16 protein-coding genes and 1 pseudogene are annotated in these 23,020 nt (G+C 67.5%); 16 read left to right on the top strand and 1 reads right to left on the bottom strand.

Features of this window, described 5'->3' with window-relative positions; all coding sequences use genetic code 11:
- The first annotated feature begins 63 nt into the window (after window positions 1–63).
- From ACH5N8_RS06135 to ACH5N8_RS06125, 3 genes are all read left to right on the top strand, one after another.
- Window positions 64–1,368: an MFS transporter gene (locus ACH5N8_RS06135; RefSeq protein ID WP_460027804.1), complete on the top strand. Its 1,305-nt coding sequence runs from the start codon at window positions 64–66 to the stop codon at window positions 1,366–1,368.
- An 11-nt stretch (window positions 1,369–1,379) separates the two neighbouring features.
- Complete coding sequence (locus ACH5N8_RS06130; protein WP_483282906.1) at window positions 1,380–2,468, top strand: dipeptide epimerase; 1,089 nt, start codon at window positions 1,380–1,382, stop codon at window positions 2,466–2,468.
- Between the two features lie 111 nt (window positions 2,469–2,579).
- Window positions 2,580–3,206: a DUF2062 domain-containing protein gene (locus ACH5N8_RS06125; protein ID WP_483282905.1), complete on the top strand. Its 627-nt coding sequence runs from the start codon at window positions 2,580–2,582 to the stop codon at window positions 3,204–3,206.
- A gap of 24 nt (window positions 3,207–3,230) precedes the next feature.
- Here the strand turns inward: ACH5N8_RS06125 and galE are convergent, their stop codons facing one another.
- The gene (gene galE / locus ACH5N8_RS06120; protein ID WP_483282904.1) at window positions 3,231–4,256 is read right to left on the bottom strand and encodes a UDP-glucose 4-epimerase GalE; all 1,026 of its coding nucleotides are present in this window, start codon (window positions 4,254–4,256) and stop codon (window positions 3,231–3,233) included.
- Window positions 4,257–4,425: 169 nt separating this feature from the next.
- Here galE and asd point away from each other — a divergent pair, with 169 nt between their 5' ends.
- The 13 genes and pseudogenes from asd (at window position 4,426) to ACH5N8_RS06055 (ending at window position 22,948) form a co-directional block, all read left to right on the top strand.
- The gene (gene asd / locus ACH5N8_RS06115; protein WP_483283175.1) at window positions 4,426–5,295 is read left to right on the top strand and encodes an archaetidylserine decarboxylase; all 870 of its coding nucleotides are present in this window, start codon (window positions 4,426–4,428) and stop codon (window positions 5,293–5,295) included.
- Window positions 5,296–5,399: 104 nt separating this feature from the next.
- Window positions 5,400–6,365 carry a PQQ-dependent catabolism-associated beta-propeller protein gene (locus ACH5N8_RS06110; protein ID WP_483282903.1) on the top strand — a complete coding sequence of 322 codons (966 nt, stop codon included), beginning with the start codon at window positions 5,400–5,402 and terminating at the stop codon, window positions 6,363–6,365.
- Window positions 6,362–7,105, top strand: coding sequence for an ABC transporter ATP-binding protein (locus ACH5N8_RS06105; RefSeq protein WP_483282902.1), 744 nt, complete (start codon window positions 6,362–6,364; stop codon window positions 7,103–7,105). Before ACH5N8_RS06110 ends, ACH5N8_RS06105 begins: the two co-directional genes overlap by 4 nt.
- On the top strand, window positions 7,102–7,899 hold the full coding sequence (locus ACH5N8_RS06100; RefSeq protein WP_460027798.1) for an ABC transporter permease: 798 nt from the start codon (window positions 7,102–7,104) through the stop codon (window positions 7,897–7,899). Before ACH5N8_RS06105 ends, ACH5N8_RS06100 begins: the two co-directional genes overlap by 4 nt.
- Before the next feature lie 136 nt (window positions 7,900–8,035).
- Entirely contained in the window at window positions 8,036–10,873 is a 2,838-nt protein-coding gene (gene rapA, locus ACH5N8_RS06095) for an RNA polymerase-associated protein RapA (protein ID WP_483282901.1), read from the top strand.
- 97 nt (window positions 10,874–10,970) lie between these two features.
- Complete coding sequence (locus ACH5N8_RS06090) at window positions 10,971–11,696, top strand: cytidylate kinase-like family protein (RefSeq protein ID WP_483282900.1); 726 nt, start codon at window positions 10,971–10,973, stop codon at window positions 11,694–11,696.
- 10 nt (window positions 11,697–11,706) lie between these two features.
- A complete protein-coding gene (gene atpC, locus ACH5N8_RS06085) occupies window positions 11,707–12,153 on the top strand; it encodes an ATP synthase F1 subunit epsilon (RefSeq protein ID WP_483282899.1) in 447 nt (148 codons plus the stop codon).
- Window positions 12,154–12,225: 72 nt separating this feature from the next.
- A pseudogene (gene ppdK, locus ACH5N8_RS06080) lies at window positions 12,226–14,946 on the top strand (pyruvate, phosphate dikinase); the annotation flags it as partial.
- Between the two features lie 790 nt (window positions 14,947–15,736).
- Window positions 15,737–16,120, top strand: coding sequence for a hypothetical protein (locus ACH5N8_RS06075; protein ID WP_483282898.1), 384 nt, complete (start codon window positions 15,737–15,739; stop codon window positions 16,118–16,120).
- A 14-nt stretch (window positions 16,121–16,134) separates the two neighbouring features.
- Window positions 16,135–17,298 carry a transporter gene (locus tag ACH5N8_RS06070; RefSeq protein WP_460027793.1) on the top strand — a complete coding sequence of 388 codons (1,164 nt, stop codon included), beginning with the start codon at window positions 16,135–16,137 and terminating at the stop codon, window positions 17,296–17,298.
- Between the two features lie 75 nt (window positions 17,299–17,373).
- Window positions 17,374–18,513, top strand: a complete 1,140-nt coding sequence (locus tag ACH5N8_RS06065; protein WP_483282897.1) for an efflux RND transporter periplasmic adaptor subunit — start codon at window positions 17,374–17,376, stop codon at window positions 18,511–18,513.
- An 8-nt stretch (window positions 18,514–18,521) separates the two neighbouring features.
- Window positions 18,522–21,629 carry an efflux RND transporter permease subunit gene (locus ACH5N8_RS06060; RefSeq protein ID WP_483282896.1) on the top strand — a complete coding sequence of 1,036 codons (3,108 nt, stop codon included), beginning with the start codon at window positions 18,522–18,524 and terminating at the stop codon, window positions 21,627–21,629.
- Entirely contained in the window at window positions 21,626–22,948 is a 1,323-nt protein-coding gene (locus tag ACH5N8_RS06055) for a TolC family protein (protein WP_483282895.1), read from the top strand. Before ACH5N8_RS06060 ends, ACH5N8_RS06055 begins: the two co-directional genes overlap by 4 nt.
- Window positions 22,949–23,020 lie beyond the last annotated feature (72 nt).

Genomic DNA, 23,020 nt, shown 5'->3' with positions numbered 1-23,020 from the left:
GGCACAATCTCGCCTCCAGCAAACCCAGCCCCTCCGCCGACCTCCCGGAACGCCGTCCAAGCCATGACTTCCCTCACCCGCAAGGCCATCATCGCCGGGATTCTCGGCAACATGCTGGAGTGGTACGACTTCGCCCTCTACGGCCATTTCTCCCTGTTCATCGGCCAGACCTTCTTTCCCAGGGAGGAAGCGGGACTCGCCATGCTGGCGGCCTTTGCCGTTTTCAGCGTGAGCTTCTTCATGCGGCCCCTCGGCGCCATGCTGTTCAGCGCCATCGGCGACCGCCATGGACGCCGCAGGGCCCTGTCGCTGTCGATGCTGGGCATGGCCATTCCCACCGCCGGCATCGGTCTGCTGCCCGGCTATGACCAGATCGGCTACACCGCCACCCTGGTGCTGGTGCTGCTGCGACTGTTCCAGGGACTGTCGCTGGGCGGCGAGATGGGCGGAGCAATCACCTATGTGATGGAGCATACGCCCGAACGCCGCATCGGCCTGGCTTCCGGACTGATCCAGGCTAGCACCTGCACCGGGCTGCTGCTCGGTACCGCCATTTCCAGCGCCATCTCGGCCTTGCTGACGGAAACACAGTTCAACGACTGGGGCTGGCGCGTGCCCTTCCTGCTGGGCCTGCTGGCAGCCGGCATCGGCCTGGCCATCCGCCGCCACATGCCGGAGAGCGCGCTTTACGAACTGGCACGCAGCGAGGACCGGCTGCTGCGCAATCCCATCCGCGCGGTACTGGCCCACCATCGGCGCGCCATCCTGCTCGGCGTCGCCGTGGTGACGCCCATGACCTGCGGTTTCTTCTTCGCCTTCGTGTACTTCAACAGCTTCATGATGGCCGAGCTGCACCTGACGGCCCGGCAGGCACTGATGATCACGTCCGGGGGACTGCTGCTGTCGCTCGCCATGACACTGGCCGGTGGCTGGCTGGCCGATCGCCGGGGCTACCGGCCGGTGCTGGCGGTGGGTGCCAGCCTGCTGCTGGCCACCGTCTACCCGCTGACGGGCTGGCTGTCGGGCAGCCACGGGCTGGCGCCGGTGCTGCCGGCCTATTTCGCCTTCGCCGCCCTGCTCGGGCTCTACACCAGCGCCGCCTTCGCGGCGGTGGCCGGGCTGTTCGGGACCGAGGTCCGCTACAGTGGCGTCAGCGTGGCCGTGAACATCGCCTCGCCAGTCTTCGGCAGCACCGCCCCCCTGCTGGCGGCCTGGCTGACCCGGGAACTCGGCATCGCTGCCGGCTTCGAGGTGTTCGGGCTATACCTGATCGCCCTGTTCATCCTGGCGGCGCTGGCCATCCGCCGGCTGGACCACCGGGCCTTCGCCGGCTGGGGGCGGATGCCGGCATCAGAAAGCCCCAGCTGACCCGTTCCGTCATGCAGCCCGGCGCCCTCGCCATCACCCGCATCGACGCCTGGCCGGTCGACATTCCGCTGACCGACCCCTTCGCCATTGCCAGGGGCACCCTGACGATCGCCGAAAGCGCCTATGTCCGCGTGACGCTCGCCAACGGCGTCCGCGGCTACGGGGAAATGGCCCCCTTCACCGCCCTGACCGGCGAAACCCGCACCGGCAGTCTCGGAGCCGCGCAACATCTGCGCGAGACGCTGCTGGGCCAGCCGGTGACGCACTACCGCGCGCTGAGCGCCTCGCTCGCCTGTGCCGCGCCGGAGCAACCTGCCGCCCGCTGCGGCCTGGAAACGGCCATGCTGGATGCCTTCTGTCGCGCCCTGGGCCTGCCTCTGTGGGCCTTCTGGGGCGGAGCGCGGGCACAGCCGGCACGCACCGATGTTACCCTGCCGATCCTCGACGCGGGGCGCACCCTCGAACTGGCGGCGCAATGGCGGTCGCGCGGCTTCGACACGCTCAAGCTGAAGGTCGGCCGCGATCCTGCGGCAGAGATCGCCCTGGTCCGGGAACTGGCCAGCCGGCATCCCGACGTCGCGTTCATCTTCGACGCCAACCAGGGCTACAACCGCGAGCAGGCGCTGGATTTCATCGCCGCGGCCAGCGCCACCGGCTGCCGCATCCGCCTGTTCGAGCAACCGGTGGCGCGCGAGGATCTGGCCGGGATGGCCTGGCTGCGCGCCCGGACCCCGGTGCCGATTGCCGCCGACGAGGCCGTCTTCAGCGCCAGGGACGCCCTGCGGGTCATCGAGGCCGGGGCGGCCGACATCATCAACCTCAAGATCATGAAATCCGGCGTGCTGGAAACCCTGTACATCGCCGAGATCGCCCGCGCCGCGGGCCTGGGACTCATGATCGGCGGCATGGTGGAATCGCGTCTGGCGATGGGCTGCTCGCTGGCGCTGGTCATGGGCATCGGCGGCATCGAGCATCTCGATCTCGACACGCCCTTGCTGCTGGCGACCGACCCGCTGACGGGCGGTTATGGCTATTGCGGACCGGACCTGTCGGTCTGCGAAGCGCCGGGGTTGGGCATGACGCCGCGAGTCGAACCCTGAGCTCGCATCCACCACGGTGTGGACTCGAAAAATTCATACCCGTTTATGGGCTCGCTTCGTACAATAGCCACCAGCCAGGAAATACCTCATCGCCAAAAAGGATCAGATCCCATGCCCAAGAAGCTATTGCAGCGGTACCTGCCCAACCCCGACAAGATCAAGCAGATCAAGGCCCTCGGGTTTCTCGGCGACCGCCTGCACTCGCCCAACCTCTGGCACCTCAACCGCCGTTCCGTATCCCGCGCCTTCGCCATCGGGCTCTGGTGCATGTACACCCCGCCGCTGCCCTGGCAGCAGGTGCTCGCCGCCATCGGCGCCATCTGGTTCAACGCCAACCTGCCGATCGCCGTTGCGCTGGTGTGGATCACCAACCCCTTGACCTGGCTGCCGATGTACTACTTCGCCTACGAAGTCGGCGCGCTGGCGATGGGATCGACCACCTTCAGCTTCGAGCAGTTCTCCGAGCTGTTCAGCATCGAGAAGGCCATGGCGCTGGGCACGCCCCTGCTGCTGGGCTGCTTCATCCTCATGAACATCGGCGGCGTGCTCGGTTACTTCGGGGTGCAGTGGCTCTGGCGGCGCTCGATCCGGCATGCGGTGGAACTGCGCAAGTTCCGCAGCTCGCCGTTCAACTCGGCGGTCATGGCCCGCGAAAGCTACGCCACCTACCAGAAATTCATCGCCCACCACACCCATCCTCATCCGCAATCCCGCGACGACCGATCCGGCGGCACCTGATCCCGCCGGCGGCGGGCGGACAACTCAGCCCCGGTAGCCGTCGGGGTTGGCGTGCTGCCAGCCCCAGTGGTCCCCGCAGATGGCATCGATGTCGCGGCTCGCCCGCCAGCCCAGCAGGGCTTCCGCCTGGGCCGGATCGGCATAGTATTCGGCCAGATCGCCCGGCCGCCGGGCGGCGAAATGCAGCGGTATCGTGCGGCCGGAGGCACGTTCGAAGGCGCGCACCATGTCCAGCACGCTGTAGCCCCGGCCGGTGCCGAGATTCACGGTCAGACAGCCGGGCTCGGCCAACCGGCGCAGGGCGCAGAGATGCCCCTCGGCCAGATCCATCACATGGATGTAGTCGCGCACGCCGGTACCGTCCGGCGTCGGGTAGTCGTTGCCCCAGACGTTGAGCTCGGCCCGCCGGCCTACCGCCACCTGGGCGATGAACGGCATGAGGTTGTTGGGAATGCCCTGCGGATCCTCGCCGATCAGCCCGCTGGGGTGCGCGCCGACCGGGTTGAAATAGCGCAGGATAGCGACCCGCCAGCTGTCGTCGGAGCGGTGCAGGTCGCGCAGCATGTCCTCCACCATCAGCTTGGTCCGGCCGTAGGGATTGGTCGGCGCCAGGGGGTGCGTCTCGGTGTAGGGCAGGCAGACCGGATCGCCGTAAACCGTCGCCGAGGAACTGAAGACCAGGGTGCGGACACCGGTCGCCTGCATCGCCCGCAGCAACCGGTGGCTGCCGATCACGTTGGTGTCGTAGTAATCCAGCGGCCTGGCCACCGATTCGCCCACCGCCTTGAGGCCGGCGAAATGGATCACCGACTGGCAGTCCTGCTCGCGCAGGGTCCGCTCCAGCAGCGGCTGGTCGCGGACATCGCCGTTCACCACCACGATCTCGCCGGAGGCGATCCGCCGCACGCGCGCGATGGCGGCCGGCTGGCTGTTGCAGAAATTGTCGTAGACCACCACCCGGTAACCCGCCTCGAGCAGCGTCACGCAGGTGTGGGAGCCGATGTAACCGGCGCCGCCGGTAACCAGGATGGAGGGAGGAGCAGCTGTCATGGGGATATGGCCGAATGTCGGGTTGTTGCCTGGCCCGCCATTATGCCGGCTGAGCCATGTCCAAGGCATGCCGCCGCCCCATCCGGCCGCCGCGATCCCGGTTGACGCACTGCGGGGTCTCATCAAGAATGCCGGCCTCCCGATCGATACCCCGGTACCCCTCACGCTCATGCCGCTCAAGGAAAAGCTCTTCGTCCTCGGTCAGTATCCGCTGCCGCACCACTGGCTGTCGCGGCTCATGGGACGCCTGACCCACTGCCGGAACCCGGCCGTCAGGCATACCCTCATCCGCAGCATCAGCCGTGCCTACCGGATCGACCTGGACGAGGCGCAGGAACCCGACCTCAACGCCTATTCCTGCTTCAACGACTTCTTCACCCGGGCGCTGAAACCCGGCGCCCGGCCGATCGCGGACCAGCCGAGCGTGATCGCCAGCCCGGCCGACGGCTTCCTGAGCCAGGCCGGCCGCATCGAGGCCGGCCGCCTGCTCCAGGCCAAGGGCATGGACTACAGCGCCGAAACCCTGCTCGGCGGCGATCCGGCGCGGGCGGCGCCGTTCCTCGGCGGCGCGTTCGCCACCATCTACCTGTCGCCACGCGATTACCACCGCCTGCACATGCCGCTCGCCGGCACCCTGCGCGAGATGGTGCACGTGCCCGGCCGGCTGTTCAGCGTCAACGATGCCACGGCGCGCGGCGTGCCGAACCTGTTCGCCCGCAACGAACGGGTGGCTGCGCTGTTCGATACCGAGGCCGGCCCCATGGCGCTGATACTGGTCGGCGCCATCTTCGTGGCCAGCATCGAGACCGTCTGGCACGGCGTCGTCACCCCGCCCGCGGCCCCCGGCATCCGGACCTGGTCCTACGCCGACACCCCGATCACCCTGGCACGCGGCGCGGAAATGGGCCGCTTCAACATGGGCTCCACCATCATCGTCCTGTTCGGGCCGGAGGCGATCGAATGGAACGCGCGTCTCCAGCCCGGCGCCCCGATGCGCATGGGCGAGGCCATGGGCCGGGTCGTTCGCGCCGCCCGCTAGCCGCGGGCACTCGGGAGGGCGGCGCCCCGGACCGGCAGCGTCCTGGAGTTTCCTCGACACGGCTTCGGCCGGATAATAGCGGGATCGCAAGACGGATATCCGCCATGAAATCGATCACCCTGCCGATTGCCCTGCTGACCGCCACGATGGCCGCCACGGCCCGGGCCGAAACGCTCTATGTCTCGCTGGAGAAGGACAATGCCATCGCCGTCCTCTCGGGGCCGGACGGCAAGCGGGAGAAGACCCTCAAGATCGGCAAGCGCCCGCGAGGGCTGGGCCTGAGTCCGGACGGACGATCGCTGTACGTGGCCGTCAGCGACGAGGACACCATCAAGGTGATCGATACCGAAACCCTGAAGATCACCGGCAAGCTGCCGTCGGGCGAGGATCCGGAAACCTTCGCCATCGATCCGGCCGGCAAGCTGCTGTTCGCCTCCAACGAGGACGACAACCAGGTGACCGTCATCGACCTCGCCACCCGCAAGACCGTCAAGACGGTAGCGGTCGGCGTCGAACCCGAGGGCATCGCCGCCAGCCCCGACGGCAGGTGGATCGTCAGCACCAGCGAGACGACCAACATGGCGCACTGGATCGATCGCCAGACCCTGGAAATCGTCGACAACACCCTGGTCGACCCGCGCCCCCGCGCCTGCGCCTTCAGCGACGACAGCCAAGAGCTGTGGGTCAGCTCCGAGATCGCCGGCACCGTGACCGTGCTCGACAGCGGCACCCGCAGGGAAACCCACAAGATCGGCTTCCGGATACCCGGCGTGACCCAGGAGAAAATCCAGCCGGTCGGCATCCGCATCGACAAGGACCGCCGCTATGCCTACGTCGCCCTGGGGCCGGCCAACCGGGTGGCGGTGATCGATGCCAGGACCTATGAGGTGGTCGACTACTGGCTGGTCGGCCAGCGGGTCTGGAACCTGGCGTTCTCGCCGGACCAGCAGCGGCTCTACACCACCAACGGCGTCAGCAACGACATTTCCATCATCGATCTGGCGTCGCGCAAGGTGGTCCGCTCGGTTGCCGTGGGGCAGTATCCCTGGGGCGTGGCGGTGAAGCCGTGAGCGCCACGCCCGCCCTCGCCGTCGAGCGCCTCGGCCATGCCTACGGCCGTAAGCAGGCGCTGGACCAGGTCAGCTTCACCGTCGATTCCGGCCAGTGCGCGATCCTGCTCGGGCCGAACGGCGCCGGCAAGACCACCCTGTTCTCGCTGATCACCCGCCTCTACGACAGCCGCGAAGGCCATGTCCGCATCGCCGGTTTCGACCTGCACCGCGATGCCGGCCGGGCGCTGGCCAAGCTGGGCGTGGTGTTCCAGCAACCGACACTGGACCTCGATCTCACCGTCACCCAGAACCTGCTGTACCACGCCGCCCTGCACGGCATCGGCCGCCGGGAGGCCATGCAGCGCATCGAGGAGGAACTGCGGCGGCAGGGCATGTACGAGCGTGCCGGCGAGAAGGTCCGCCAGCTCAACGGCGGCCACCGGCGCCGCGTCGAGATCGCCCGCGCCCTGCTGCACCGGCCGCGGCTGCTGCTGCTCGACGAGCCGACGGTGGGCCTGGATGTCCCCAGCCGCAAGGCCATCGTCGATCATGTGCATGAGCTGACCCGGAGCGGACGCCTTTCGGTGCTGTGGGCCACGCACCTGATCGACGAAATCCGCGACAGCGACCGCCTGGTCGTCCTGCACGCCGGCCGCATCCGCGCCATCGGGGACGTCGCCGAGGTCCTGGCGCAAACCGGCGCCGACAGCATCGGCGCCGCCTTCGAACGGCTGACCCACCGTCCGGAGGCCGCATGAGTCCCTGGCATTACCTGCGCGCCTTGCGCGGCATCACGGGACGGGAGCTGCTGCGCTTCGTGCATCAGCGCGAGCGCTTCGTCTCGGCGCTGGTACGCCCCCTGATGTGGCTGTTCATCTTCGCCGCCGGCTTCCGCTCCACCCTGGGCGTGGCCATCATTCCGCCCTACGAGACCTACATCCTCTACGAGGTCTACATCACGCCGGGGCTGCTCGGCATGGTGCAGCTGTTCAACGGCATGCAGAGCTCGCTGTCGATGGTCTACGACCGCGAGATGGGCAGCATGAAGACACTGCTGGTCAGCCCGCTGCCGCGCGGCTACCTGCTCACCTGCAAGCTGCTGGCCGGCGTGCTGGTGTCGGTGCTGCAGGCCTATGTGTTCCTGCTGGTCGCCTGGCTGTACGGCATCGAGGCACCGCCGCTGGGCTATCTCACGGTACTGCCGGCATTGCTGCTGTCGGGGCTGATGCTGGGCGCGCTGGGACTGCTGCTGTCGTCCTTCATCCGGCAGCTGGAGAATTTCGCCGGCGTGATGAATTTCGTCATCTTCCCGATGTTCTTCCTCTCCTCCGCCCTGTACCCCCTGTGGAAGATCCAGGAATCCAGCCTGCTGCTCTACCGGCTGGCGCAGCTCAACCCCTTCACCCATGCCGTGGAACTGATCCGGTTCGCCCTCTACGGGCAGTTCAACGCGGAGGCCTGCTGGGTCACGGCGGGCGCCCTGCTGGTCTTCATGGCCATCGCCATCCTCGGCTACAACCCGGCCCGTGGCGCCATGCGCCGCAAGGGCTGAGCACCGCTTGCCAACGCCGCGACCGGCCGCCGCTGCCGGCATCGCGGCCACCCGCCCGGCCGGCCCGAGGCTGGCCTTGGCTATAATCGCCGGCCTGACATGTCCCGTCCCAACCTGACCCACGGAGGTTCATCCCTTGCCTGACTTCGTCCCCGGACAACGCTGGATCAGCGAGACAGAACCCGAACTCGGCCTCGGCATCGTGCTGTCGGAGGAGGGCAACCGTGTGACCCTGCTGTTCATGGCCGCCGGCGACCGCAGGATCTACGCGACGCGGAATGCCCCGCTGGCACGCGTCCGCTTCGCCCCGGGCGACCAGGTGCAGAGCCAGGACGGCTGGAGCATGACGGTGACCGCCGTGGATGAGCAGGACGGGCTTCTCACCTACCGGGGCCGCGACGAGGATGGCGAACCGCTCGCACTGGAGGAAGTGGACCTCAACCCCCATCTGCAATTCAACAAGCCGCAGGAACGGCTGTTCACCGGCCAGCTGGACAGCGCCGAGCTGTTCAACCTGCGCCACGACACGGTGCGGCTGATCGGCCGGCTGGAGCAGTCGCCGGTGCGCGGACTCTGCGGCGGGCGCGCCAGTCCGATTCCGCATCAGCTGTTCATCGCCCACGAGGTCTCCAACCGCCCATCGCCGCGCGTGCTGCTGGCCGACGAAGTCGGCCTGGGCAAGACCATCGAGGCCGGCCTGATCCTCCACCACCAGCTGATCACCGGCCGGGCCGAGCGCTTGCTCGTCGTCGTGCCCGAACCGCTGCTGCACCAGTGGCTGGTAGAAATGCGGCGCCGCTTCAACCTGCGCTTCAGCCTCTTCGACGCCGAGCGCTACCGCGAGGCCGGCGAGCCGAATCCCTTCCAGAGCGAGCAGCTGGTGCTGTGCAGCCTGGACTTCCTGATGGCCTCGCCCCAGCACCAGAGCGACGCCATCGCCGCCGGCTGGGATCTCTGCGTGATCGACGAGGCCCATCACCTCGGCTGGTCGCAGGCAGCGCCCAGCCCCGAATATCGCTTCGTCGAGAGCCTCGGCAAGCAGGTCCCGGGGCTGCTGCTGCTGACCGCCACGCCGGAACAGCTGGGCAAGGAAAGCCATTTCGCCCGTCTGCGGCTGCTGGATCCGGACCGCTTCCACAGCTACGAGCCGTTTCTTGCCGAGGAGCGCGACTACGCGGGCCTGGCCGATGTCATCCAGCATCTGCTCGACGATGCGGTGCTGGACCGGACTCAGCTCGGCCGTCTGCGCGAGCTGCTGGCCGAGGATCTGGCCGATGACCTGCTGGAGCGCCTGGACGATCCCGCATCCAGCCAGGCCGCGCGGCAGGCGCTGACCCAGCTGCTGCTGGACCGCCACGGCACCGGCCGCATCCTGTTCCGTAACACCCGCGCCACGGTCAAGGGTTTTCCGGGACGCCGGCTGTTGCCCACAGCGCTGCCGCTGCCCGCCCATTACGGGGTGGCGCTGGCCAGCCCCGGCCTGTCGCCCGAACAGCGGCTGTGGCCGGAGCGCTGGGTGACAGCCGATGGCCAATGGTGGCGGCAGGACCCGCGCGTGGCCTGGCTGACGGCGACCCTCAAATCCCTGCGCCAGGCCAAGACGCTGGTCATCTGTGCGCAGCGCGAGACGGCCATGGACCTGGAGGAAGCCCTGCGCATCGCCGGCATCCGCGCCGCCGCGTTCCACGAAGGGCTCAGCATCGTCGCCCGCGACCGGGCCGCGGCCTGGTTCGCCGACCGGGAGGACGGCGCGCAGGTGCTGGTCTGCTCGGAAATCGGCAGCGAGGGCCGCAATTTCCAGTTTGCCCACCACCTGGTCCTGTTCGACCTGCCGCTCAACCCCGACCTGCTGGAACAGCGCATCGGGCGGCTGGACCGCATCGGCCAGAGCGAGACCATCCAGATCCATCTCGGCTACCTGGAGAACAGCGCCCAGGAGACGCTCTACCACTGGTACCAGGATGGCCTGGGCGCCTTCGAGCAGCTCAACCCGGCTGCACCGACCGTCCATGCCCGACTGCAGGCGCGGTTGCTGGACCTGCTGGCCAACCCCGATCCGGCCGGCGAGGCGGCGCTTCTGGCGGAGGCCGGCGTCCTGTCGCGGGCAACCCAGGCCGCCCTGCAGCGGGGCCGCGACCGCCTGCTGGAACTCAATTCCTGCCGCGAGGCGGAGGCCCGGCGGCTGGTCGAGGCCCTGCACGCGCAGGACGCCGACCCGACCCTGTGGCCATGGCTGGAGCGGGTCTTCGACGCCTACGGCATCAGCGTCGAGGAACACTCCGAGCGTTGCCTGATCCTGAGACCCGGCGAGCACATGCGCATGCAGTTCCCGGAACTGCCCGACGAGGGCGTGACGGTGACGCTGGACCGCGACACCGGATTGTCGCGGGAGGACATCCTGTTCCTCAGCTTCGAGCACCCGATGGTGCGGGGCGCCATGGACATCATCCTCAACAGCGAGCACGGCAACGCCGCCCTGAGCATCCTGCGGCATCCCGATCTCGACCCGGGGCAGCTGCTGGTGGAATGCTTCCATGTGGTCGATTGCAGTGCGCCGAAACACCTGCATATCGCCCGCTTCTTCCCGCCGGTGCTGATCCGCACCCTGCTGGACCATGAGGGCAACGATCTCAGCCACCTGCCCTTCGAAAGCCTGGAACGGGTCCCGCGGCAGTTCGACCGCGAGCATGCCCTGGAACTGCTGCGGGCCCAGCGCAAGCCCATCGAAGCCGCCATCAAGCGCGCCGAGGCGCGGGCCAGGAAACAGGTACCCGGCATCCTCGAAGCGGCCACCAGCCGCATGCTGGCCGCCATGACCGGGGAACTGAAGCGGCTGGCTGCCCTGCGCAAGGTCAACCCGAACGTCCGCCAGGAAGAACTGGACCAGCTGAAGGCTCATGCTCTGGACATGCATGCCAGCATCCAGGCCGGCCGGCAGCGGCTCGATGCGGTCCGGGTGATCGTCACCGCCTGAGATCCGACCCCGGCGGAAGGCGGCGATCCCTGCCTGCGGGATCGACCCGGGAGCTGCCATAATGGCCGCGCACATCACCGATCCAGGAGGAGGCCTCATGTCCGGCAACGATCCCTACACCTTCCTCGAGACCCTGATCGCGACGGAAGAGGCCCACGCCCAGGCGCGCCCCGGCAAGCCGTCCCGACCGCCCCTGATCGTCACCGTGTCGCGCGACTATGGCGCCGGTGGCGACGAGATCGCCCACCAGCTGGCGGAGAAGCTCTCGGTACCGCTCTACGACCGGGAAATCCTCGAGCTGGCGGCGCGCAAGGCCAGGGTGGATCCGCTGCACTTTGCCGAGATCGGCGACTGCCGCTCCTCCAGCGTCTCCAACTTCATCTTCAGCCTGCTGACCGGCAGCGCCGGCAACCTCGAAATCTACCGGCGGGCGCTGTTCGAGTCGGTGCTCGAACTGGCCCAGCGGGATTGCGTGCTGGTCGGGCGTGGCGCCCACCTGATCCTGTCCGGCAAGCGGACCTTCCGCCTGCGCATCGTCGGTTCGCGCCTCATCTGCGCCAAGCGGGTCGCCCAGGAGAATGGCCTGCCGCTGGAGGCGGCCGAGCGCAAGGTCTACGAGATCAACAACAAACGCCACAAATCGATCGAGAACCTGTTCAAGGACAGCTACGAGCACTGCTCGCTGAATTACGCCAAGAATTTCGATCTGATCCTGAACACCGACCGCATCGCGGCGGAGAAGGCCGTACCCATCATTCTTCTGGCGCTCCAGCAGACCGGCTTCGACCTCAGCAAGCCGGCGGCCAGGGCGCCGTCCCACTGAACCCGACCCGATGGACAACCACCCCCCACTGCTGCAAGTCGACATCGTCGACGTCGGCCGGCTGATCTTCTCCGGCCACTGCCAGCGCGTGACCGCACCCGCGGCCGGCGGCGAGGTCTGCATCCTGCCGCGCCATGCGGCGCTGCTGACCCACCTGCGCCCGGGCACCGTGCGCGTGCATACCGCGTCCGGCGACGACCACTTCTACTTCGTCTCGGGCGGATTCATGGAAGTCCGGCACAGTGCCGTCAGCATCCTTGCCGACGCGGCGCTGCGCAGCAGCGAGATCGACCGGACGCAGGCGCAGGCGGCCCGGGACGAGGCCGAGCAGGCGCTGCGCCAGAGTCATGCCCTCGAGGACCGCGACCTCGCCAAGCTCAACCTGGCCCGCGCCCTCGCCCAGCTTCAGGTCCTGCAACACGCCGAAATTCATCGACTGAAAAGAGACCGACGCTAAAATAGCGCAGGACACCCGGCTTCCCCATCACCGAACCAGCCTCCATCCACTTCTCCGCACCAAGGAACCATCATGCACAAGCGATACGTTTACGCATTCAGCGAGGGAGACGGCAAGAACAAGCGGCTCCTCGGCGGCAAGGGCGCCAATCTCTGCGAGATGACCCAGATTGGCCTGAACGTACCGCCGGGTTTCGTCATCACCACGGAAGCCTGCCTCGAATATCTGGAGCGGAAAGTCCTGCCGCAGGAGCTGATGGAGCAGGTGCTGCGCAACATCCAGCTGCTGGAGCAGCAGACCGGCAAGCAGTTCGGCGGGGACAGCAATCCGCTGCTGGTCTCGGTGCGCTCGGGCTCGGCCCTGTCCATGCCCGGCATGATGGATACCATCCTCAACCTGGGCCTCAACGAGACCACCCTGCAGGGACTGATCCGCCTGACCGGCAACGAGCGCTTCGGCTACGACGCCTACCGCCGCTTCATCCAGCTGTTCGGCAAGATCGCGCTGGGCATCGACGAGCACTGTTTCGACGAGCATTTCGAGGCCGTCAAGCGCCGCGCCGGCGTCAAGGTCGACGTGGGCCTGAGCGCCGCCGACCTGCGCGAGATCGGCCAGCTGTTCCTGCAGGTGGTGCAGGAACAGACCGGGCGTCCCTTCCCGCAGGACCCCTACCAGCAGCTCGAGCTGGCCATCCAGGCGGTCTTCAATTCCTGGACGGGCAAGCGCGCGGTGGACTATCGGCGCGAGTTCAACATCACCCCGGAGATGGCCAACGGCACGGCGGTCAACGTCGTCACCATGGTGTTCGGCAACATGGGCAACGACTGCGCCACCGGCGTCGGCTTCACCCGCAATCCCGGCACCGGCGAGAACGAGATGTACGGCGAGTACCTGGTCAATGCCCAGGGCGAGGACGTCGTCGCCGGTATCCGCACGCCCAAGCCGGTGGCCGAGATGGCGCACGAAATGCCGGAGATGTACCACCAGCTGGTCGAACTGCGCAACAAGCTGGAAGCGCATTACCGCGAGGTGCAGGACTACGAGTACACCATCGAGAAAGGCGTGCTCTACTGCCTGCAGACCCGCAACGGCAAGATGAACGCCACCGCCATGGTGCGCACCTCGGTCGAAATGTACGCCGAGGGGCTGATCAGCAAGGACCAGGCGCTGCTGCGGGTCAATCCCGCCCTGCTGGAGCAGCTCCTGCATCCGCGCCTCGACCCGCACCACAGCCAGACGCCGCTGGCCCAGGGCCTGCCGGCCTCGCCCGGCGCCGCCAGCGGCCGCTGCGTGTTCGACGCCGACCAGGCCGAGATGCTCGGCCGTGCCGGCGAGAAGGTGATCCTGGTACGCGAGGAGACCAAGCCGGAGGACATCCACGGCTTCTTCGCCGCCCAGGGCATCCTGACCAGCCGCGGCGGCAAGACCTCGCACGCCGCCGTGGTCGCCCGCGGCATGGGCAAGGCCTGCGTCGCCGGCGCCGAGGGCATCGCCGTCGACAGCCGGGCGCGGCTGGCCAGGATCGGCGACATCGTCCTGCGCGAGGGCGACGTCATCACCATCGACGGCTCCAACGGCTACGTCTATCTGGGCGAGATTCCGACCCTGCCGCCGGAGTTCTCGGACGAACTGAACACCCTGCTCGGCTGGGCCGACGAAAAGGCCCGGCTCAAGGTCATGGCCAACGGCGACACCCCCGAGATGGCCAGGGTGGCCGTCAAGTACGGCGCCAGGGGCGTCGGCCTGTGCCGCACGGAGCGCATGTTCAACGCCAGCGAGCGGCTGCCGGTGGTGGTCGAGATGATCATGGCCCGCACCCTGGAGGAGCGCCAGGCCGCCCTGGACAAGCTGCTGCCGATGCAGCGCCAGGATTTCGAGGAAATGTTCCGCATCGTCGCGCCGAACCCGGTCACGGTACGGCTGCTTGACCCGCCCATGCACGAGTTCCTGCCCAGCGAAGCGCAGCTGCTGGACGAGATCGAGGCTCTCAGGGAATACCGGCTGGTGGTCAAGGGCCGCACCACCGCCCTGGCCGCCATCAACGCGCTGAACCTGGCCCAGGAAGCCGATGCCGGCATCAACGAGGACCTCGTCAACAGCATCATCGCCCGCAAGGAACTGATGCTGAAGAAGGTCCGCGACCTGCACGAGGTCAACCCGATGCTCGGGCATCGTGGTGTCCGTCTCGGCATCACCTACCCGGAAATCTACGAGATGCAGATCCGCGCCATCCTGGAGGCCGAGGCCGGCTGCCTCCGGGCCGGGATTGCCGTATGTCCGGAAATCATGGTGCCGCAGGTCATCACGGTGCAGGAGCTCAAGCGCGTCCGCGCCAGCGCCGACAAGGTGCGCGCCGAAGTCGAGGCACGCTACGGCATCCCGCTGAGCTTCAGGTTCGGCAGCATGATCGAGACGGTACGGGCCTGTACCCGCGCGGCCGACCTGGCACAGCTGGCGGAGTTCTTCTCCTTCGGCACCAACGACCTCACTCAGGCGGCCTATTCCTTCTCGCGCGAGGATGCCGAAAACAAGTTCCTGCCCCTGTATACCGACACCGGCATCCTGCATGACAATCCGTTCGAGACCCTGGACGTCAAGGGCGTGGGCGTGCTGATGCAGATGAGCGTGACCTCCGGCCGCGCCACCAACCCGGACCTCAAGGTCGGCATCTGCGGCGAGCAGGGCGGCGATCCCGACTCCATCCGTTTCTGCCACGAAATCGGCATCAACTACGTGTCCTGTTCCCCGCATCGGGTACCGGTGGCACGGCTGGCGGCGGCACAGGCCATGCTGCAGGCGCGCGGCATTCCGGCGGCAGCGCCAACCCTGCGGGCCGGGCTGGTGGTCATGAATGCCGGCCAGGCGCCCGCTGCCGCGCCGGCCGCCGAGCCAGCCACGACGCCGGCCGCCGCACCCCCGCCCGTCAGGCCAGCCGTGTCAATGCCGGCTCCGGCTGCAGCTCCGGCGCAGCCCCCCGAACCCGTCGCGGCGTCAGCCGTACCGCCGGCCACGACCGCCGCCCCGGCTCCCCAGCCGGCCCCCAGGACCAGCGTCCAGTCCTATATCGACTCCCTGGCGGCCGCTGCGACTGTCGCGCCGGCGCCGGTACCGCCGGCCGCTGCAGCGGTCGCAATCCCGCTGCCCGCCGTCGCGGCAGAACCGGAAATGCCGCCGGCGCCCGTCGTGCCGATCGTCGAACCCGAGCCGCTCCGGCCCGAACCAGCACCAGCACCAGCACCAGCACCAGCACCAGCACCAGCACCAGCACCAGCACCAGCACCAGCACCAGCACCAGCACCAGCACCAGCACCAGCACCAGCACCAGCAGCCGCCAGCATATCCGCGCCGGAGGTGCCGGTGCCGGCAGCCGCCACCCCCCGGCCCACGGCGGAAGAGCCGCCGCTGTCGGGCTGGAGAAAGCTGCGCCGGAACATGCGCCGCTTCATCGACTACGTGGACAAGCCACCGAAGGAGTAAGCCCCTGATCCGCCGCTCCACCCGGCTGGCCGCGGCCGCGATCCTGGCGACGGTCGCGGCCGCGACCCGTCCCCTTGCCCATGCTGCGCCCGCCATCGATCAGGAGATGGCGGCCGGCGATGCACGCATGGTCGAACTCCGGAAACAGCTGATGCGCCAGTCGCTGCGGCTGAAGCCGGAGGTCGCCGGGCAGTTCTGGCCACGCTACGAGCGCTACCTGGCCGCGCTGAACAGCATCCGCGACCGCCACCACGAGATCCTCGGCGATCTCGGCGAGAACTACGACAACATGTCCGACGAGGACGCCCGCGACTATGTCGCCCGGAAGCTGGCCATGGAGGAGGACCGCCTGCGGCTGCTCCAGCGCATGGTGGCGGAACTGGAGAAGCTATTGCCGCCGCTGGAACTGGCGCGCTTCGTCCAGATCGAGGAGAAAATCAAGGCATTCATCGATGCCGGCATCGAGGAAGAGATTCCTCTGATCCACTGACCCGCACTGGCTCCATGACGCGCGGCCTGTCGTCGGTTTTCACCGGGCTGATGTTCGGCCTCGCCCTATTCTGGCCCGCCCGCGCGACCCTCGCCGCCCCCTTCGAACCGGAGCCCCTCTCGTCGCCGGAGCTCCCCGACGCCCCCGCCCAGCCGCTGATCATCGAACCCTACCGCGACACCCAGTTCGATGCCTTCCGGCAATACGGGCGGCAGTACGCCCGGAACACCTGGCACAGGGGCCTGGCCCGCGACGGGACGCCGCCCGAATCCGTACCGCGTTTCGACGAATACGGCCGGTTCAAGCATTACACCAATCCATCCGCCAACATCGACAGCGATTATTTTCTCAAGGGCCGTTACAACCGCTCGCGCGCCCGGCTGCCGGAAAACATCGAAGCCTGGCGCCTGAATCCCGATATCGCCAACCCCGGCCCGGACCTGGCGAATTTCCCCAACAGCGCCTTCACCCTGCCGCAGGGCCGGGTATACCTGGAATTCTCGCCATTCACCTATTACGGCCTGGCCCAGGGCAGTCCGGAGCAGTACAACATGGAATTCCTACTGCGCTACGGCGCGACCGACAACATCGAACTGCGCGTGTTCGGCAACGGGCCTGCCTGGACCGGCAGGCCCTACTCGGACTGGTCCTTCTCCCCTCTCGCGTTCGACACCAAGATCCAGCTCTGGACGGAAAAGCCCGACATCTACGTGCCGGCGGCGGGATTCGAGGCCTACATCCAGACCCAATGGCTTGGCAACTCGGCAACCAACAGTGGCACCCAACCCGGCTTCACCTTCAACTTCGACCAGTCGTTACCGCTGGATATCGACCTCGAATACAATATCGGCGCGATACGATCACAGAACTACCTGCGCGAGAACGAATGGAGCCTCAGTTTCCAGTGGGCCTTGCAACGCGATTTCTTCGACGGCGACATTGCCCTGTTCGTGCATGGATTCCTGAATGCCATGACCTTGCCCCGGCTTCCCAACGTCGAGATTCCGCCCGCTGACCGTGCCTTCGAGGATGTATCCAGCCTCAAGCAGGATGCCATCGGTGGCGGCTTCGTCTGGACCATCGACACGCGCGTGGCCATGTATGGCCAGACCAGCGCCGGCCTCAACAAGTACACACCCGCGCTCATCAGTTTTGTCGGTTTTGCCGTCGCCTTCTGAAACTGAAAGGTTGGTGAAAGCTGGCGAACCTATAATGCGGCGGGATGGAGCATTCCGTCTCCAAAACCCTGTCCCATGAACTCCCTGCATCGTTGCCTGCTTCTCCTTGCCGCCCTCCTGCCCGCGGGTGTCCCGCTCGGCATGCCGGACGCGACTGACGCCCGGCAAGCCCTGCCGCCCGTGATTCAGCCCCGGGCGGAAGAGCAGGCCCTGTCCCCGCGGAAGGTCACTGTCAGGCCGGAATCCCTGCCCTACATCACGGTACAGCGCATTCAGCCGGAAACCCTGGCCAGCACGATTTCGGCGCCGGCGCGGGTCGAGTTCCGCTCCCAGGGCATTTCGACCGCGGGCACGCTGGTCAGTGGCCGGGTGACCCGCATCCACGTACAGATCGGTGATCATGTCCGGGCCGGCGATCCGCTGGCGACCCTGGCCAGCGCCGAGGCCTCCCAGCTGCGGGCGGAGTATGCCCGCGACCAGACCGAACTGGCCCGCGCCGAGGACCAGTACCGCCGCCAAGTCGAAATGATGCAGGCCGGGGTGGGACTCGAAATCGAGCGCGTCGCCGCCGAAACCCAGCTCAAGCAGGCCAGGACCGAGCTGCAACGAAGCCGGGAAATGCTCAACCTGCTGGGCGGCGGCATCGCCAATGAAGTCACGGTGCGGGCGCCGATGGACAGCGTCATCCTGAAATCCCATGTGGCGGTGGGCGCCACCGTGAGCTCGGATTCGCCGCTGTTCGACCTGGGCAAGCCCTCCGCGGCCTGGATCGTGGCCGATGTCTTCGAGCGGGACTTGCTGCTGGTCGAGCTGGGAGCCAGCGCCAGCATCGAACTGGCCTCCCTGCCCAATCCGATCGCCGGCCATGTCGTCGGCGAAAGCGCCGCCATCCAGACCGACCTGCGGCGCGCCTCGGTGTTCATCGAACCCAACAACGCCAGATTGCCCCTGCGACCGGGCATGTACGCCCGCGTCACCATCAAGGTTTCCGCGCCCAGCCAGATCGTGCTGCCCAGCGAAGCCATTCTGATCCGCAACGGTCGCGAAACCCTGGTCTATGTCGAGACGGATGCGGGAACCTTCGAAGCCCGCCCGGTCACCATCGGTCAGGCCCGCGAAGGCAAAACGCCGATCCTGCAGGGCCTCTCGCCCGGCGAAGCGGTCGTGGTCCGCGGCGCCCTGCTGGTGGATGGCGAGGCCGCCCTGCTGCTCTAGGCGCCGACATGCTCAAGTCCCTCGTCGAAGCCTGCGTCAGCCGGCGGCTGGCCACCCTCGTCGTGACCGTCGTCGTCGCGCTCTTCGGTTGCTACGCCTACCTCGAGACGCCCATCGAAGCCTACCCCGATGTCACCAACACCCAGGTGACGGTGATTTCGCTGATGCCGGGATACGCGCCGGAGGAGGTGGAGCGTCAGGTCACCGTGCCGCTGGAGCGCGCGCTCAACGGCACGCCGGGCATGCTGCAGATGCGCAGCCAGAGCCTGTTCGGGCTGTCGCTGGTCACCCTGACATTCAACGATGGCGTCGACAGTTTCCACTCCCGCACCTTGGTCACGGAACGTCTGTCCAGCGCCGACCTCCCGGCCGAGGTGCGTCCCGCGCTGGCACCCGATTACACCCCCCTGGGCGAAATCTACAAGTTCATCCTCACCAGCGACAGGCACTCGCTGTACGAGCTGCGTTCGGAAATGGAGTGGAACGTGTCGCGCGTGCTGAAACAGGTGCAGGGCGTTGCCGACGTACTGACCTTCGGCGGCTTCTTCAAGGAGATCCACGTCGAGATCGATCCGGTGCGCATGGAGTCCTTCGGGCTGACGCTGGAGGACATCAACCAGGCCATCACCCAGTCGAACCGCAACGTCGGCGCCGGCTTTTTCGTCCACGGCGATCAGCAGATGGTCATCCGCGGCGTCGGCTATCTCAGCTCGCCCGAGGATGTCCGCAAGATCGTCCTGAAAAGCATCGGGGGAACGCCGGTGACCGTGGGCGATGTGTCGCGGCTGGTGCAGGCGGCGACGCCGCGGCAGGGTGCGGTGGGTCTGGACGATCAGCGGGAGGTGGTCGAAGGAATGGTGCTGCTGCGGCGGGGACAGAACCCTTCCCGGGTACTGGAAGCCCTGCACGAGCGCGTCACCGCCCTGAATGGCGGCATGCTGCCGAGCGGCATGCGGGTGGTGGCGTTTCTCGATCGAACCGAACTGGTGCACCGGACCCTGCACACGGTCTACGACAACCTGCTACACGGCTTCCTGCTGGTCGTGGGGGTGGTCTGGCTGTTCCTGCGCAGCCTGCGCGCCTCGCTGATCGTCGCCGCGGTGATACCGCTCTCGCTGCTGGTGGCGTTCCTCGGACTCTACCAGCTGGGCCTGCCCGCGAACCTGATCTCCATGGGCGCCATCGATTTCGGCATCATCCTGGATGGCGCGGTGGTGGTGGTCGAGAATGTCATACACCGCGCCAGTCATGAGCGACCGGCATCCCGCCGCGCCCTCAACCAGCTGATCGCCCAGGCGGCGCTGGAAGTCGCGCAGCCGACCTTCTTCGCCATGCTGATCATCATCGCGGCCCTGCTGCCGGTGTTCACGCTGGAGCGCGTCGAGGGCCGCATTTTCCGGCCGCTGGCACTGACCTACAGCTTTGCCCTGGTCGGGGGGCTTTGCTTCGCGCTGACACTGGTGCCGGCGCTCTGCGCCACCATCATGCGCCAGCGTGATTTCCAGGACCAGGAACCGCGCTTCCTGCGCCTGCTGCGCGGCCTTTACGACAGGCTCCTCGGCATCGCCCTGCGGGGGCGTCTGATGACCCTGGCGGCGGCCCTGTTGCTGCTGGTCACCGCCGCGCTCGCCCTGCCCCACGTGGGCACCGAGTTTCTGCCCGAACTGGACGAAGGGGACATCCACGTCTTCGTCGAGATGCCGTCCAGCATTTCCCTAGGCAAGGGGCAGGACATCCTCCTCGACATGCGCCGGCGCCTGGGCGCCTTTCCCGAGGTGGCGGGCATTCTCAGCCAGCAGGGCCGTTCGGAGGACGGCACCGACAACGAGGGTGTCAACATGAGCGAAACCTTCGTGCACCTGAAACCCCGCGAGCAATGGCGCCCCGGCGTCGACAAGGAACATCTGGTGGAAGGCATGCGGCAATCGCTGCTCGCCATTCCCGGGGTACGCTTCAACTTTTCCCAGCCGATCAAGGACAACGTCGAGGAATCGGTCAGCGGCGTCCGCGGCAAGGTGGTGCTGAAAATCTACGGCCCCGACCTGGAAAGCATGCGGGCCACGCTCGAACGGGCCAAGAGCGCCCTCAAGGCGGTTCCCGGCGTCATCGACCTCGATCTCTACCGGGAATCGCGCGTCCCGCAGCTTCAGATACGCCTGGATCGCGATGCCCTGGCGCGCGAGGGAATCACGGTCGATGCCGCCCAGGACACCATCGAGACCGCCCTCGCCGGGCGGATCCTGACCGACGTCTGGCAGGGCGAGCGGCCGGTACCGGTGCGGACCATCGTGCCGCGGCACGAGCACGGCGAAATCGACCGGATCGGCAAGCTGATGGTCCCGACGCCGGTCGGCGGGCGCATCCCGCTGCGGGAAATCGCCAATATCGGCATCGAGAGCGGCCGCACCTCGATCGAGCGCGAGGCCAACAGCCGCTACCTGGCGCTCAAGTTCAATGTCGAGAACCGCGACCTGGGCTCGGTGGTACACGATGCGATGGCCATCGTCGAACGCGAGGTGAAGGCGCCCGAGGGCCATTTCTTCGTCTGGGGCGGAGAGTTCGAGAACCAGCAACGCGCCATGGGCCGGCTGGGCGTCGTGGTGCCGATCGCCGTCCTCATCGTCTTCGGCCTGCTGTACACCGCCCTGCAATCGGGCGCGAGCGCCATTGCCATCCTCCTGTGCGCGCCTTTCGCCATGACGGGCGGCATCTTCGTGCTGCTGCTCCGGCACATTCCGCTGTCGGTGAGCGCCGCCATCGGCTTCATCGCCCTCCTCGGCCAGGTCTCGCTGATGGGCCTGCTGGTGCTCAGCGCCGCCAACCAGCGCCGGCGGGCCGGCATGCCGTTGCGCGAGGCCATCCGGGCCGGCGCCAGCGAACGCCTGCGCCCGGTGCTCATGGCCTCGATGCTGGCACTGCTGGGTCTGTTGCCGATGGCGGTGTCGACGGGCATCGGCAGCGAAACCCAGCAGCCCTTCGCGCTGGTCATCGTCGGCGGCATGTTCACCACGTTCCTGGTGGCGATGCTGGTCCTGCCGGTGATCTATTCCTATCTGGCACCGCGCTCGATCAGGACGGCGGCGGAAGAATCCCTGCCGAGGGAGATCATCCCATGAACCGGTCGCTCCTCCGGCCGGCCGGCCGGCCTGGCCGGCGGGCGATCCTCGCCGGCGCGATCCTGCTGCTGGCCACCAGCGGCCATGCCGTGGCGGCCGCCCGGCCGGAGACCAGCCCGTTGCCCAGGGCGGTCACCATCCAGCAACTGCTCGACATCGCGCGGGAGAAAAGCCCGCGCTACGCGGCGCTGCGGCAGCGGGTGGAACTGGCGCGGGCCGATGTGGTGGCGGCCGGCGTCATGCCCAACCCGCGCATCAACTTCGGCAACTATGGCCTGATCAGCCAGACCAACACGATGTATGACGGCAAGGTGCAACGCGAGGTGGTGCTTGAGGTTCCGGTGCTGATCTCGGGCCAGCGCGGCGCCCGCATCGAAGCCGCCGAAAAGCAGGTGGAAGCCACGGAAGCCGGCGTCGAGGCGGATTTTTCCGGGCTTGCCTACGATATCTGGCGCCTGTTCGTGAAACTGCTGGCGGATCGGGAGCGCATCGCCATTCTCGAGGAAACCCACCGCGAGATGCAGCACCTGACCGACCTGGTGACCGGCCGCGAGCAAGCCGGCACCGCCAGCCATTTCGATGTGCTCCGCATCAGCCTGGAGACCCGCGACATCGAGGCGCAACTGGAAAACGAACGTAACGAACAGCTGGGTACGGCCGGCGAACTGGGTGTCGTGCTGGGCCTGCCGGACTGGAACCCGGAAGCGCTGGGAAACCTGAAGCCCCTGGGCGTCCCCGCCAACGCCGAGAAGCTGTGGGAAGAAGCCGAGCATTCCAACCCCGAGCTCGAAACGGCCCGGCGCGGCGAGGTGGCGGCCGACGCCGGACTCGAAAAGGCCCGCAGCGAGCGCTGGCCGGTACCGACCATCATGTTCGGCTCGGCCTTTACCGAGAGACCCTATGGCCATGCGCTGTTCGGCGGCTTTTCCATGGAGTTGCCGGTTTTCGACTACGGCCAGGGCGGCATGGCCAGGGCGGCCTCGGAAAAGGAAAAGGCGGCCGTGGAACGGCAGGCGATTGCCTCCCAGACCCGCGTCGCCATCGACCGCGCGACCGCCCTGCTGGCCCGCCGGCAGGATACCCGGGGCAAATTCGAACGCGATGTGCTCGCCAGGCTGCCCGACCTGAAGGCCATGGGGGAAGCCGCCTACCAGTACGGCAAGGGTACGCTGCTGGAACTGCTCGACGCGACCCGCTCCCGCACCGAGGTGCGACTGACCTACGTCGACCTGTGCCGGGCCGAGACCGAGGCCGAACTGGATGCGCTCAAGGCCTCGGGATTGCTGATCAGGACCATCGCGTCACGGCCACCGCCCTGAGTCGAAAACCCCGGCCGGCTTGAACGCGGGACTCCCTTCCGCCAGGGCAACCGCCGCAGCGGGCGTGACCGC

It is taken from the genome of Methyloparacoccus sp. NF-16 (assembly GCF_056880625.1).
This window is presented reverse-complemented; position numbering and strand designations above follow the sequence as displayed.

What these genes read in the sequence shown, in the direction of transcription:
- ACH5N8_RS06135 (WP_460027804.1), top strand. Translation starts at nt 64, where the DNA reads ATGACTTCCCTCACCCGCAAGGCCATCATCGCCGGGATTCTCGGCAAC.
- ACH5N8_RS06130 (WP_483282906.1), top strand. Translation starts at nt 1,380, where the DNA reads ATGCAGCCCGGCGCCCTCGCCATCACCCGCATCGACGCCTGGCCGGTC.
- ACH5N8_RS06125 (WP_483282905.1), top strand. Translation starts at nt 2,580, where the DNA reads ATGCCCAAGAAGCTATTGCAGCGGTACCTGCCCAACCCCGACAAGATC.
- galE (WP_483282904.1), bottom strand. Translation starts at nt 4,256, where the DNA reads ATGACAGCTGCTCCTCCCTCCATCCTGGTTACCGGCGGCGCCGGTTAC.
- asd (WP_483283175.1), top strand. Translation starts at nt 4,426, where the DNA reads ATGCCGCTCAAGGAAAAGCTCTTCGTCCTCGGTCAGTATCCGCTGCCG.
- ACH5N8_RS06110 (WP_483282903.1), top strand. Translation starts at nt 5,400, where the DNA reads ATGAAATCGATCACCCTGCCGATTGCCCTGCTGACCGCCACGATGGCC.
- ACH5N8_RS06100 (WP_460027798.1), top strand. Translation starts at nt 7,102, where the DNA reads ATGAGTCCCTGGCATTACCTGCGCGCCTTGCGCGGCATCACGGGACGG.
- ACH5N8_RS06090 (WP_483282900.1), top strand. Translation starts at nt 10,971, where the DNA reads ATGTCCGGCAACGATCCCTACACCTTCCTCGAGACCCTGATCGCGACG.
- atpC (WP_483282899.1), top strand. Translation starts at nt 11,707, where the DNA reads ATGGACAACCACCCCCCACTGCTGCAAGTCGACATCGTCGACGTCGGC.
- ACH5N8_RS06075 (WP_483282898.1), top strand. Translation starts at nt 15,737, where the DNA reads ATGGCGGCCGGCGATGCACGCATGGTCGAACTCCGGAAACAGCTGATG.
- ACH5N8_RS06070 (WP_460027793.1), top strand. Translation starts at nt 16,135, where the DNA reads ATGACGCGCGGCCTGTCGTCGGTTTTCACCGGGCTGATGTTCGGCCTC.
- ACH5N8_RS06065 (WP_483282897.1), top strand. Translation starts at nt 17,374, where the DNA reads ATGAACTCCCTGCATCGTTGCCTGCTTCTCCTTGCCGCCCTCCTGCCC.
- ACH5N8_RS06060 (WP_483282896.1), top strand. Translation starts at nt 18,522, where the DNA reads ATGCTCAAGTCCCTCGTCGAAGCCTGCGTCAGCCGGCGGCTGGCCACC.
- ACH5N8_RS06055 (WP_483282895.1), top strand. Translation starts at nt 21,626, where the DNA reads ATGAACCGGTCGCTCCTCCGGCCGGCCGGCCGGCCTGGCCGGCGGGCG.